Source organism: Bradyrhizobium sp. (assembly GCF_052389815.1).
Taxonomy (GTDB): domain Bacteria; phylum Pseudomonadota; class Alphaproteobacteria; order Rhizobiales; family Xanthobacteraceae; genus Bradyrhizobium.
In genome coordinates this window covers 1-13416 of sequence record NZ_JBQTHN010000163.1, presented here as the reverse complement: position 1 = coordinate 13416, position 13416 = coordinate 1, and the positions used below count along the sequence as shown (strand labels likewise).

The following is a 13416-nucleotide window of genomic DNA, read 5'->3' as shown; positions in this document are numbered from 1 at the left end:
TCGATCGCGAGGCGATGCACGAAGGAGACGAAATCGGGGATCTGGCGGCCGACCGGCGTCTGCCGCTTGAACTGGCCGGCGAAGCGGCGGTCGCGGGTCAGCGCCTGCCACAGGATGCGCTCGGCATCGGTCGGATTTCGCCGCAGCAGCCGGGCGAGCCCCTTCAGGGTGCTGCCGGAGTCGGACACCACGCCGCCCTGTTGGCCCTGCTCGGCCAGCAGGGCGCGCAGGCGCGTCGCCTGCGCCCCGTCCAGCACCCCGCCCTTGGCCGGCCCCTTGCGCCCCTCGGCGATTGCCATCACCACGCCGTGCAGGGTGTGCATGTCCTGCTTGGTCGGCTCCATGCGGGTGAAGATGTTGCGCAAATTGACCAGCATGGTGTCGCGCTTCTCGCGCGGGCGCAGGAATTCGACCTTGTCGAGCTCGCGCACCAGGTTCTCGAAGAAGGCGTCGATCTGGTGGTGCGAGGCCCGCTCGGAGCGCTCGGGCATGGCGAACGGCAGCGCGCCGCCCGTCGCGAGCTTGAACCACTCGTAGCCCGTCAGCAGCACGGCTTGGGCGAGGTTGAGCGAGGCAAAGCCGGGATTGACCGGAAAGGTCACGATCCGGTTGGCCAGCGCCACCTCCTCGTTGGTCAGCCCGGCGCGCTCCCGGCCGAACAGGATGCCGGCCCCGCCGCCCGCCGCTGCGTGCGCGACGATCTCCCTGGCCGCCGCCTCCGGGGCCACCACCGGCTTGGCCTGGTCGTGGGCCCGTGCGGTCGTGGCAAACAGCAGGTCGAGATCGGCGACCGCCGCCTGCGTCGTGTCGAACAGCTCGGCCTTCTCCAGGATGTGGTCGGCGCCGGCCGCCGCCCGCTGAGCGGCGATGTTCGGCCAGCCGTCGCGTGGGTTGACGAGGCGCAGCCGGCTCAGCGCAAAATTGCCCATGGCGCGCGCCGCCATGCCGATGTTCTCGCCAAGCTGCGGCTCGACCAGGATCACGACGGGGCCTGCGAGGTCGGGAGCTGATTTCGTCCTGTCAGTGCCGGACATCGCTTCACTTTCTGATTCAAGTTCTGAAGATTTTGAATCAGGGTCTCGACGGCCCCGACCTTCTTCAGCGCCTTCCGATTGCCGGTCCGGCCAAAATTCTCAAGTGGAATAACCACGTTAGCCGTGGCATTGGAAGCTCCGACCGAAGACTGTCGGACCGGCCGGCGATGCCCGCAGTCGAGCCCCGGGCGCAGGCCCCGCCGCCGGCATTCCCGGCCAATGGATGAGCTTAAAGTGCATACCCGCATCGCTTCCGCCCGGGCACGGGCAGTGCTATAGCCCCGCCATAATCCCGCCTACCCCGCCCCAAAACACGCTGTTTCCAAGAGGCTTCTTTCGACATGGCAAAAATCAAGGTGTCCAACCCCGTCGTCGAACTCGATGGCGACGAGATGACCCGGATCATCTGGCAGTACATCAAGGACAAGCTGATCCACCCCTTCCTTGACGTGGAGCTGCTCTATTTCGACCTCGGGATGGAATACCGCGACCAGACCAACGACCAGGTCACCATCGATGCCGCCAACGCCATCAAGAAGGTCGGCGTCGGCGTCAAATGCGCCACCATCACCCCCGACGAGGCCCGGGTGAAGGAGTTCGGTCTGAAGGAGATGTGGAAGTCGCCGAACGGTACCATCCGCAACATCCTCGGCGGCTGCATCTTCCGCGAGCCGATCATCTGCAAGAACGTGCCGCGCCTCGTGCCCGGCTGGACCAAGCCGATCATCATCGGCCGCCATGCCTATGGCGACCAGTACCGCGCCACCGACATCAAGTTCCCCGGCAAGGGCACGCTGTCGCTGAAATTCGTCGGCGAGGACGGCACAGTGATCGAGCGCGAGGTGTTCAAGGCGCCCGGCCCGGGCGTCGCGATGGAAATGTACAATCTCGACGATTCCATCATCGATTTCGCCCGCGCCTCCCTCAACTTCGGCCTGATGCGCGGCTATCCGGTGTATCTGTCGACCAAGAACACGATCCTGAAGGTCTATGACGGCCGCTTCAAGGACATCTTCCAGGACATTTACGACCGCGAGTTCAAGAAGGAATTCGAGGCCAAGGGCCTGACCTACGAGCACCGCCTGATCGACGACATGGTGGCCTCGGCGCTGAAATGGTCCGGCGGCTATGTCTGGGCCTGCAAGAACTACGACGGCGACGTGCAGTCCGACACGGTGGCGCAGGGCTACGGCTCACTCGGCCTGATGACTTCGGTGCTGCTCACCCCTGACGGCTTGACCGTGGAATCCGAAGCTGCCCATGGCACGGTGACCCGCCACTACCGCGAGCACCAGAAGGGCAAGGAGACCTCGACCAACTCCATCGCCTCGATCTTCGCCTGGACGCGAGGCCTCTCCCACCGCGCCAAGCTAGACAACAATGCGCAGCTCGCGAAGTTCGCGGACACGCTGGAGAAGGTCTGCGTCGACACCGTCGAGTCCGGCTACATGACCAAGGACCTTGCCCTCCTCGTCGGCGCCGACCAGCGCTGGCTCTCGACCACGGGCTTCCTCGACAAGGTTTCCGACAATCTCGCCAAGGCGATGGCCTGAGGCCTTCGCCCAACCCCGGAACGGTGAAAGGCGGCCTTCGGGCCGCCTTTCTCGCGTCAGGCGCCCGCCATGGCCTTTTCGATCGCCGACAGCGCGGCATCGGCCTTGGCGCCGTCGGGACCACCGGCCTGCGCCATGTCGGGACGGCCGCCGCCGCCCTTGCCGCCCAGCACTTCCGAGCCCTTGCGGACCAATTCGACCGCGTTGAAGCGCGTGGTGAGATCGGCGGTGACGCCGACCACGATGCCGGCCTTGCCGTCCCCGGTGACGCCGACGATGGCGACGACGCCGGAGCCGATCTGCTTCTTGCCGTCGTCGACCAGGCTCTTCAGATCCTTGGTCTCGACGCCCTCGACCGCCCGCGCCAGCAGCTTGACGTTGCCGACCTCGCGGACGCCGCCGGCCGCGCCGTTGCCGGCAGAGGCGCCGCCGCCCATGGCGAGCTTCTTGCGCGCGTCGGAGAGATCGCGCTCCAGCTTCTTGCGCTCTTCCAGGAGCGAAGCGATGCGCGCCGGCACGTCGTCGATCGACGTGCGCAGCTCGGCAGCTGCGGTCTTGGCCAGCGCCATCGTATCGTTGGCGTGCTTGCGGGCGTGATGCCCGGTCAGCGCCTCGATGCGGCGCACGCCGGAGGCCACCGCGCCTTCGCTGATGACGGAGATCAGCCCGATGTCTCCGGTGCGGCGCACATGCGTGCCGCCGCAGAGCTCGACCGACCAGCCGAGCGCGTTGCGGCCCTGCTCGCGCGGGAACCTGCCCATCGAGACGACGCGGACCTCGTCGCCGTATTTTTCGCCGAACAGCGCACGCGCGCCGGCCTCGCGGGCGTCATCCACCGCCATGATGCGGGTGGTGACCTCGTCATTCTCCAGCACGACGTCGTTGGCGATGTCCTCGACGCGCGCGAGCTCCTCCGCCGTGATCGGCTTCGGGTGAACGAAGTCGAAGCGCAGCCGGTCGGGCGCGACCAGTGAGCCGCGCTGGGCGATGTGGTCGCCGAGCACCTGGCGCAGCGCCTCGTGCAGCAGATGCGTCGCCGAGTGATGGGCGCGGATCGACGAGCGGCGCGTATGATCGACCTCGAGCAGCAAGGCGGTGCCGGCCTTCAGCGTGCCCTGCTCGACCGTGCCGGTGTGAACGAAGAGATCGCCGGCCCTCTTCTGCGTGTCGGTGACGCGGAACTTGATCCCGCCCTCGCCGGTCAGAACGCCGATGTCGCCGACCTGGCCGCCGGACTCCGCATAGAACGGCGTCTGGTTCAGCACGATCGAGCCGGTCTCGCCGGCCTTGAGGCTGTCGATCTCCTTGCCGTCCTTCACCAGTGCCGCGACCACGCCCTCGGCGCTCTCGGTCTCGTAGCCGAGGAATTCGGTCGCGCCGAGTTTTTCGCGCAGTGGGAACCAGATCGCTTCGCTGGCAGCCTCGCCCGAGCCGGCCCAGGACGCGCGCGCCTTCTCGCGCTGGCGGTCCATCGCATCGGTAAACGCCGCCTGGTCGACGCCGATGCCGCGCGATTTCAGTGCGTCCTGCGTCAGGTCGAGCGGGAAGCCATAGGTGTCGTACAGCGTGAACGCGGTGTCGCCGTCGAACATGTCGCCCTTCTTCAGGCCGGCGCTCTTCTCATCGAGGATGGCAAGACCGCGTGCCAAGGTCTTGCGGAAGCGGGTCTCCTCCAGCCGCAGCGTCTCCTCGATCAGCTTTTCGGCGCGCACGAGGTCCGGATAGGCCTGGCCCATCTCGCGCACCAGCGCCCAGACGAGCTGATGCATCAGCGGCTCGTGTGCCCCGAGGAGCTGCGCATGGCGCATCGCGCGGCGCATGATCCGGCGCAGCACATAGCCGCGGCCTTCGTTCGAGGGCAGCACGCCGTCGGCGATCAGAAAGGCCGAGGAGCGCAGGTGGTCCGCGATGACCCGGAACGAGGCGACGGTCTGCTCTTCCGGTCCGCTCCCGAGGGCGGAGGCGGTCGCATCGATCAGGTGACGGAATAGATCGGTCTCGAACACGCTGTCGACGCCCTGCAGGATGGCCGCCATGCGCTCCAGCCCCATGCCGGTGTCGATCGAGGGGCGCGGCAGCGGCACGCGCTCCTCCTTCGTCACCTGCTCGAACTGCATGAACACCAGGTTCCAGAATTCGAGGAAGCGGTCGCCATCCTCCTCCGGGCTGCCCGGGGGGCCGCCCCAGATGTGCTCGCCGCGGTCGATGAAGATCTCCGAGCACGGGCCGCACGGGCCGGTATCGCCCATCGCCCAGAAATTGTCCGAGGTCGGGATGCGGATGATGCGATCGTCGGAGAAGCCGGCGATCTTCTTCCAGAAGCCGGCCGCTTCGTCGTCGGTGTGGTAGACGGTGACGAGCAGCTTGTCCTTCTTCAGCCCGAAATCCTTCGTGATCAGATTCCAGGCAAGCTCGATCGCGCGATCCTTGAAGTAGTCGCCGAACGAGAAGTTGCCGAGCATCTCGAAGAAGGTCAGATGCCGCGCGGTATAGCCGACATTGTCGAGATCGTTGTGCTTGCCGCCGGCGCGCACGCATTTCTGCGAGGTGGTGGCGCGCTGATAGGCCCGCTTCTCCACGCCCGTGAAGACATTCTTGAACTGCACCATGCCGGCATTGGTGAACATCAGGGTCGGGTCGTTGCGCGGCACGAGCGGCGAGGAGGCCACGATCTCATGACCGTTGGCCTTGAAATAATTCAGAAAAGTCGACCTGATCTCGTTGACGCCGCTCATTTTATTCCAATCGGGGCTTGGGCCGGGTGGGCCGAAAACGCCTTGTCTTCCGGGCAAACGCTTTTAGACAAGGCCTTTGCCGGTGTCCAGAAACTGTGCAGGCAGATCAGCGGGTTGCCGCAGCACACAATCCCGGTTGATAGCCTTCTTGCCGCGTTGACAGGCCTAGCCCAGCCGTGTTTCCTCCCCATCTGTTGGAGTACAGTCACGTCGGGAGAGACCGGCTTTGGTGCCGGCGCCGAAGGAGCAACCGCCCCGGAAACTCTCAGGCAAAAGGACCCTCGTGATCTGACGACATCTGGAAAGAGACGCTGAGGACCGCAAGGTCGGGAGCGTCCGCCGACGGGATAATACTCTCAGGCACAGCGACAGATGGGGCTTTCTTGGTGGTTTTCGGGACTGGTTCCCGGGAGCCGAGAGGGCCCTGTGATGCTTGCTACCGTGACCTCCCTGAAACAAACGCCATTGCACGCGCTGCACCTTGCGCGCGGGGCCAAGATGGTGCCGTTCGCCGGCTATGACATGCCGGTGCAATACGCGGCCGGCGTCCTCAGGGAACATCTGCACACCCGCGCGGCCGCCGGTCTCTTCGACGTCTCCCATATGGGCCAGATCGCGCTGCGGCCGAAGTCGGGCCGCGTCGAGGACGCCGCGCTGGCGCTGGAGCGGCTGGTGCCGCAGGACATCGTCGCGGTTGCGCCGGGTCGGCAGCGCTACGCCCAGTTCACCAATGACGACGGCGGCATCCTGGATGACCTGATGGTCGCCAATTTCGGCGACCACCTGTTTCTGGTGGTAAACGCCGCGTGCAAGGAAGCGGACGAGGCGCATTTGCGCGCGCATCTTTCCGACAGCTGCATCATCGATTCCCTCGCCGACCGCGCGCTGATCGCGCTGCAGGGACCGAAAGCGGAAAGCGCGCTCGCCAGAATCGGTGCCGATGTCCATGCGATGCGATTCATGGATGCGGGGCCGCGCCGCGTTGACGGTTTCGACTGCTTCGTATCGCGCTCCGGCTATACCGGCGAGGACGGGTTTGAGATTTCGGTGCCGGCCCCGAACGCCGAAGCGCTGGCGACGCGGCTCATGCAAAATCCCGACGTGCTGCCGATCGGCCTTGGCGCGCGCGACAGCCTGCGGCTCGAGGCCGGGCTTTGCCTCCATGGTCACGACATCGACACCGCGACGACCCCGGTGGAAGCGGCGCTGGAATGGTCGGTGCAGAAGAGCCGCCGCAGCGGCGGCGCCCGTGCCGGCGGTTTTCCGGGTGCGGCAAAAATTCTCGCTGAGCTCGATGGCGGCGCTTCGCGCCGCCGCGTCGGCCTGCGGGCCGAAGGCCGCGCGCCGGTGCGCGAGGGTGCCGTGTTGTTTGCCGACGCTGCCTCGGCGGAGCCGATCGGCAACGTCACCTCCGGCGGTTTCGGACCGAGCCTCAATGCACCGGTGGCGATGGGTTATGTGCCCACTTCCCTTTCCGCCGTCGGCACCGCCGTTTTCGCCGAAGTGCGCGGACAGCGATTGCCCATGAAGGTCGCCGCCACGCCTTTCGTTCCCAATACCTACAAACGCTGAGGAAGATTCATGACGACGCTGTACACCTCCGACCACGAATGGCTCCGCATCGAGGGCGACGTCGCCACCATCGGCATCACCGATTACGCGCAGTCGCAGCTCGGCGACGTCGTGTTCGTCGAGCTGCCCAAGGTCGGCCGCAGCCTGACCAAGGCCGAGGCCGCCGCCGTCGTGGAATCCGTCAAGGCTGCTTCCGACGTCTATGCGCCGATCTCCGGCGAGGTGGTCGAGATCAACGACGCGCTCGCCGCCGAGCCCGCGATGGTCAATTCCGACGCGGCGGGCAAGGCGTGGTTCTTCAAGCTGAAGATTGCCAACAAGAGCGAGCTCGGCGGCCTGATGGACGAAGCCGCCTACGCCAAGCACACGGCCTGAGAAATTGATCCGATCCGTACCCATACATTCGCTGTCATCGCCCGGCTCGACCGGGCGACCCAGTACGCCGCGGCCCATCGGCTCGATCGCTGATTTCCCGGCGTACTGGATGCCCCGCCGGAGCCTGTCATCGGGCTCGCCGAAGGCGAGACCCGGTGGCGGGGCATGACGAGAAGAGAGAGGAAAGCCATGAACGCGCCGCTCAAGCACAAGAACGAAGCCGCCGCCACTTTCGTGCGCCGCCACATCGGCCCGTCCCCGCGCGACATCGACGCGATGCTGGAGACGGTGGGCGCCAAAACCCTCGGCGCGCTGATGGACGAGACGCTGCCGTCGTCGATCCGGCAGAAGGCGCCGCTCGATCTCGGGCGTGCGCTCGGCGAGACCGAGGCGCTTTCGCACATGAGCGAGCTCGCCGCGCAGAACCAAGTCTTCACCTCGCTGATCGGCCAAGGCTATTCCGGCACGATCTTGCCCGCGGTGATCCAGCGCAACATTCTGGAAAATCCCGCCTGGTACACGGCCTACACGCCCTACCAGCCCGAGATCAGCCAGGGCCGGCTGGAAGCGCTGTTCAATTTCCAGACCATGGTCTGCGACCTCACCGGGCTCGACGTCGCCAACGCCTCGCTGCTGGACGAAGCGACCGCCGCGGCGGAAGCGATGGCGCTGGCGGAACGCGCGGCGCAGGCCAAGACCAAATCGTTCTTCGTCGATGCCGAGGTGCATCCGCAGACGCTCGCCGTGCTGCGCACCCGTGCCGAGCCGCTGGGCTGGAATCTGATCGTCGGCGATCCCGCGCTCGATCTCGACAAGGCGGAGATGTTCGGCGGCCTGCTGCAATATCCGGGCACGTCCGGTGTGGTGCGCGACCTGCGCGCGGCGATCGCGACGCTGCACAACAAGGGTGCATTGGCTGTCGTCGCCGCCGATCCGCTGGCGCTGACTCTGCTGGCCTCGCCCGGCGAGCTCGGCGCCGATATCGCCATCGGCTCGGCGCAGCGCTTCGGCGTGCCGATGGGCTATGGCGGGCCGCATGCGGCCTATATGGCGGTACGCGATGCGCTGAAGCGCTCGCTGCCCGGCCGCATCGTCGGGCTCTCCGTGGATTCCCGTGGGCAGCCCGCCTACCGGCTGGCGCTGCAAACCCGCGAGCAGCACATCCGCCGCGAGAAGGCGACCTCCAACATCTGCACCGCGCAGGTGCTGCTCGCGGTGATCGCCTCGATGTACGCCGTCTATCACGGCCCCGAAGGGTTGCGGCACATCGCGCGCAACGTGCACCGCCGCGCCGCGGTGCTGGCGGCGGGATTGCGCAAGCTCGGCTTTGCGCCGAAGCATGAAACCTACTTCGACACGCTGACGGTGGATGCGCCCGGCAAGCAGAGCGAGATCGTCGCCCGGGCGCTGGCCGAGAAGATCAACCTCCGGATCGGCAACGGCACGCTCGGCATTGCCGTGGACGAGACCACGACGCCCGACATCATCGAGGCGGTGTGGCGCGCCTTCGGCGGCAAGCTCGCCTATGCGGAGGGCGAGGCGAACGCCGGCGACGCGCTGCCGGCGGAGATCAGGCGCACGGGCGCCTTCCTCACCCATCCCGTGTTCCACGCCCACCGCTCGGAGACGGAGCTGCTGCGCTACATGCGCAAGCTCAGCGACCGCGACCTTGCGCTCGACCGCGCGATGATCCCGCTCGGCTCCTGCACCATGAAGCTGAACGCGACCACCGAGATGATGCCGCTGACCTGGCCGGCCTTCGCCAGCCTGCATCCCTTCGCGCCGGCCGATCAGGCCCGGGGCTACCACGAGCTGTTCGCGCGGCTGGAAAAATGGCTCGCCGACATCACCGGCTATGACGCGGTGTCGCTGCAGCCGAATTCGGGCGCGCAAGGAGAGTATGCCGGGCTGCTGGCGATCCGCGCCTATCACGCCGCGCGGGGCGAAAGCCATCGCAGGATCTGCCTGATCCCCTCCTCCGCGCACGGCACCAATCCGGCCTCCGCAGCGATGGCCGGCATGGACGTGGTGGTGGTCGCCTGTGATGCCGGCGGCAATGTCGACGTCAACGATCTCGTCGCCAAGGCGGCGCAGCACTCGAAGAATCTCGCGGCGGTGATGATCACCTACCCTTCGACCCATGGCGTGTTCGAGGAGCATATCCGCGAGATCTGCGACACCGTGCACGCCCATGGCGGCCAGGTCTATCTCGACGGCGCCAATCTGAACGCGCAGGTCGGGCTGTCGCGGCCCGGCGATTACGGCGCCGATGTCAGCCATCTCAACCTGCACAAGACCTTCTGCATCCCGCATGGCGGCGGCGGCCCGGGCATGGGGCCGATCGGCGTGAGGAAGCATCTTGCGCCGTATCTGCCAAGTCACCCTGAGAATCGCCATCCCTTCACCGACGGCGCGGCGCCGCATCCGGCAGGTCCCGTGTCGGCGGCGCCGTTCGGCTCGGCGTCGATTTTGACGATCTCCTATATCTACATCCTGATGATGGGCGGCGAAGGCTTGCGGCGCGCCACCGAAATCGCGATCCTCAATGCCAACTACATCGCAGCTCGCCTGCAGCCGCATTTTCCGGTGCTCTATCGTAATGCGCGCGGCCGCGTCGCCCATGAGTGCATCGTCGACCCCCGTCCGCTGAAGGCGACCTGCGGCGTCACCGTCGACGACATCGCAAAGCGCCTGATCGATTTCGGCTTCCACGCGCCGACCATGAGCTTTCCGGTGCCGGGCACGCTGATGATCGAGCCGACCGAATCGGAATCGAAGGCGGAGATCGACCGCTTCTGCGGCGCCATGATCGCGATCCGGCTCGAGATCGCCGAGATCGAGTCCGGCCGCTGGAAGGTCGAGACCTCGCCGCTGCGCCACGCGCCGCACACCGTGCACGACATCGCCGACGATGCGTGGAACCGGGCGTACAGCCGCGTCCAGGGATGTTTCCCCGCGGGCAGCGCACGGACGGACAAGTACTGGAGCCCGGTCGGCCGCGTCGACAATGTCTATGGCGACCGAAATCTGGTGTGCTCGTGCCCGCCGGTGGCGGATTACGCGGAGGCGGCGGAGTAACTTCATACGATTGGTCGGGCGAACGCGCGGACTCGCGACCTACGGCTTCACCAGCGCCGGTGACCAGCGCCAGAGATTGTCGTTGGTCAGGTGCGTGCCGCCCCACCAGCGGTCGATCGGGTTATGTCGGGAAAAATCTTCCTTGTGGGCGACGACGGCCTTGCCGAAATCGGTGAGCGAGAGCCGGCTTCGCCTGCAAGCCCTATCCCGAGCTCGCGAAATCTCTTGCCTGATCGTGCGCAGTTCCTCGTCGAGGCCAGTGATCGCAGGTCGCGGGCCGAAAGCGAGTCCGTCAAGCAAGTAGCCCAGCTCGAATTCATTGAAAACGTGCGTCTGACGAGCGTCGGAACAATAGGAAATGTCCCTCGTCCGCGAATATCCCCTGCCGATCATCTCCAGCATCCGCATCTCACTGGCTCCAAGGCCAGTTGATGTGGAAGGAAGCTCGGCGAGCAGATCGCGCAGCGCCGGCCTGAGCAGTGGCAACGCGCTCAGGTCTCGATGAAATAAATCAAAACAGGCTTCCGGCGTCGCCGCTCTGTAAGCCTGCCAGGCCGCACTCGCAGTCTCGAACTCCCGTTCGGAAACGCCAATAACGGTCGGTCGCCACGTCCCAAGCTCGTGAATTTCCATCATATCGCGATCAACAAGACGGAGCTTCAACCGCGGCGCCACATCCGGATAGGATGAGAAATAGTCAAGCAGCCAGATCAGTTTCAGTTGAGCGCGTGGCCGCATATCGAACCATAGTTCGACGGTCTCGTAGTACTGGCAGAATTCAGCCAGGCTGAGATTCCGATGCTTCTTGTTCTTGTTCGGACTCCAGAGGCCGCCCCAGCCCGACCAATGTGTACCGCTATTGGGGTCAGCGGTGCGAGGACCGAGATATGCAGCAAGCTCACTCGACGACGGCTGTGGTCCCCAAATGAAATTAAACGACGCAAGATCGAACACGAGGTCGGCGAAACCACCGCTCATGAAATCCGACATCATGCAGCCGGTCAGGACCAGCGGCTTCATCGTCACCCCCGCCACACACAAAACAAAACGGGCGCCGGAGACGTCGGCAACTCAACGTCCTCGGCGCCCGCTTGCCGTCAGAATCAATTCAGAGAGCTCACTCCTCCGCGGCCTCCTCACCGTCGGCCTCGCGCTCGCCGGCCAGGATCTGCTCGGCGATCAGGCCGGAGTTCTGGCGGATCGCGGTCTCGATCTTGGCCGACATGTCGGGGTTGGCCTTCAGGAAGGCCTTGGCATTCTCGCGGCCCTGGCCGAGGCGCTGGCTGTCATAGGAGAACCAGGCGCCGGACTTTTCGACGACGCCGGCCTTGACGCCGAGATCGAGGATCTCGCCCATCTTGGAGACGCCCTCGCCATACATGATGTCGAACTCGACCTGCTTGAACGGCGGCGCCAGTTTGTTCTTCACCACCTTGACGCGGGTGGTGTTGCCGACCACCTCGTCGCGCTCCTTGATGGCGCCGATGCGGCGGATGTCGAGGCGGACGGAGGCGTAAAACTTCAGCGCATTGCCGCCGGTGGTGGTTTCGGGCGAGCCGTACATCACGCCGATCTTCATGCGGATCTGGTTGATGAAGATCACCATGGTGTTGGACTTGTTGATCGAGGCGGTCAGCTTGCGCAGCGCCTGGCTCATCAACCTTGCCTGCAAGCCCGGCAGCGCATCGCCCATCTCGCCCTCGAGCTCGGCCTTCGGCACCAGCGCCGCGACCGAATCGACCACCAGCACGTCGACCGCGCCGGAGCGCACCAGGGTGTCGCAGATTTCCAGCGCCTGCTCGCCGGTGTCGGGCTGGGAGATCAGCAGCTCGTCGATATTGACCCCGAGCTTGCGGGCGTAGACGGGATCGAGCGCGTGTTCGGCGTCGATGAAGGCGCAGATGCCGCCCTTCTTTTGTCCCTCGGCGACGCAATGCAGCGCCAGCGTGGTCTTCCCTGAGGATTCCGGCCCGTAAATCTCGACGACCCGCCCCTTCGGCAGCCCGCCGACGCCGAGCGCAATGTCGAGGCCAAGCGAGCCGGTGGAGATCGTCTCGATGTCCATCGAGCGATCGTTCTTGCCGAGCCGCATCACCGAGCCCTTGCCGAACTGGCGCTCGATCTGGGAGAGCGCGGCGGAAAGAGCCTTCGACTTATCCATGGAAGAACCTTCGACAATACGCAGGGCGGCGACGGACATAGGGTGGCTCCTTATGACGGGATTCGGGCGGGACAGACAGCCTGGGAATCGAGAACTTTTGGTTGTGGAATATCCGTACCACATTTGTTCTCTGTTCGCAATATGTTCTTTGCCCGGTGGTGCTGCCCTTATTCCAGAGCCCGTATTCGGGAGCCCATGTCCTGGTTTGTTCTTAACAGTGTCTTAATTTACTCTTGCCCCTCCACCAGGAGGGAAGACATGAATCAAAAGCATGTATTGGTTGTCGGGGCTGCCCTGACTGCGATCAACCTGGCTGCCGTTGCCGTAAACCTATCAACGCAGGCCGTAGGCAAGGTTGCAGGTAAGGATCGACGAGATTTGTATCAGGATACTGACTTCCGATGGGCGGTTGAAGATGTCATAGCCGACTGCAGCGTTGATGGTACCAAGATTCAATGCTGACCGTTTGGACCGGAGGCCGCCTCAGTTGGCGGCCTCTGCCCGTGCGGCTTGGCGAGCATCCTTCCGCTGCCGCTTCCAGAAGCTGCGCTTTGCAGCCCGAATGTCGGCGGGACGAAGCTTCGTCAGACGCCTGGACTTCCGCGACAGACATTCGATCTCATTGCCGCCTTTCATCCCTCGCATCGTTCGCCTCCGCCGTGCAAGCCAACATAGTAACAGATTGCGCGTCGCTTCGCTCTCGTGATGACGTGGCGATATGCGACTCCATTCCCGCGACTCGATTTCGCCCGGGTTCTGCAATTTCGTTTGCTCCCTCTTCGAAAAGAGGGCGCGGAGAAGGCCGGGCGCCGGCTGCGCCCGCAGCACCGTGTGCAACGGGTAGTAAAGAACGCACACGGATTTGACAGGTACAGCCAGGACATCCCGACCTTCCCCGCGCAATGGTT

9 protein-coding genes and 1 riboswitch are annotated in these 13416 nt (G+C 65.1%); of the genes, 5 read left to right on the top strand and 4 right to left on the bottom strand.

Annotation, left to right across the window (positions count from 1 at the left end; genetic code table 11):
- A partial coding sequence (locus ACT4OC_RS24905; RefSeq protein WP_444841703.1) for a TrmJ/YjtD family RNA methyltransferase occupies positions 1 to 1034 on the bottom strand: 1034 nt, incomplete at its 3' end.
- Positions 1035 to 1375: 341 nt separating this feature from the next.
- Here ACT4OC_RS24905 and ACT4OC_RS24900 point away from each other — a divergent pair.
- Positions 1376 to 2587, top strand: coding sequence for an NADP-dependent isocitrate dehydrogenase (locus tag ACT4OC_RS24900; RefSeq protein ID WP_444841702.1), 1212 nt, complete (start codon positions 1376 to 1378; stop codon positions 2585 to 2587).
- A gap of 56 nt (positions 2588 to 2643) precedes the next feature.
- Here ACT4OC_RS24900 and alaS read toward each other — a convergent pair whose 3' ends face one another.
- Positions 2644 to 5322 carry an alanine--tRNA ligase gene (alaS, locus tag ACT4OC_RS24895; RefSeq protein WP_444841701.1) on the bottom strand — a complete coding sequence of 893 codons (2679 nt, stop codon included), beginning with the start codon at positions 5320 to 5322 and terminating at the stop codon, positions 2644 to 2646.
- 201 nt (positions 5323 to 5523) lie between these two features.
- Positions 5524 to 5613, top strand: a riboswitch (glycine riboswitch).
- 138 nt (positions 5614 to 5751) lie between these two features.
- Here alaS and gcvT point away from each other — a divergent pair.
- From gcvT to gcvP, 3 genes are all read left to right on the top strand, one after another.
- Positions 5752 to 6894: a glycine cleavage system aminomethyltransferase GcvT gene (gene gcvT / locus ACT4OC_RS24890; protein ID WP_444841700.1), complete on the top strand. Its 1143-nt coding sequence runs from the start codon at positions 5752 to 5754 to the stop codon at positions 6892 to 6894.
- A gap of 9 nt (positions 6895 to 6903) precedes the next feature.
- Complete coding sequence (gene gcvH, locus ACT4OC_RS24885) at positions 6904 to 7269, top strand: glycine cleavage system protein GcvH (protein WP_444841699.1); 366 nt, start codon at positions 6904 to 6906, stop codon at positions 7267 to 7269.
- A 189-nt stretch (positions 7270 to 7458) separates the two neighbouring features.
- Positions 7459 to 10347, top strand: a complete 2889-nt coding sequence (gcvP, locus tag ACT4OC_RS24880; RefSeq protein WP_444841698.1) for an aminomethyl-transferring glycine dehydrogenase — start codon at positions 7459 to 7461, stop codon at positions 10345 to 10347.
- A 39-nt stretch (positions 10348 to 10386) separates the two neighbouring features.
- On the opposite strand, the gene ACT4OC_RS24875 is transcribed toward gcvP, so the two are convergent.
- Together ACT4OC_RS24875 and recA are read right to left on the bottom strand one after the other, a co-directional pair.
- Positions 10387 to 11367 carry a hypothetical protein gene (locus tag ACT4OC_RS24875; RefSeq protein ID WP_444841697.1) on the bottom strand — a complete coding sequence of 327 codons (981 nt, stop codon included), beginning with the start codon at positions 11365 to 11367 and terminating at the stop codon, positions 10387 to 10389.
- A 97-nt stretch (positions 11368 to 11464) separates the two neighbouring features.
- Entirely contained in the window at positions 11465 to 12547 is a 1083-nt protein-coding gene (gene recA / locus ACT4OC_RS24870) for a recombinase RecA (protein ID WP_444841696.1), read from the bottom strand.
- Positions 12548 to 12766: 219 nt separating this feature from the next.
- Here recA and ACT4OC_RS24865 point away from each other — a divergent pair, with 219 nt between their 5' ends.
- Complete coding sequence (locus tag ACT4OC_RS24865) at positions 12767 to 12970, top strand: hypothetical protein (protein ID WP_444841695.1); 204 nt, start codon at positions 12767 to 12769, stop codon at positions 12968 to 12970.
- Positions 12971 to 13416: the final 446 nt, after the last annotated feature.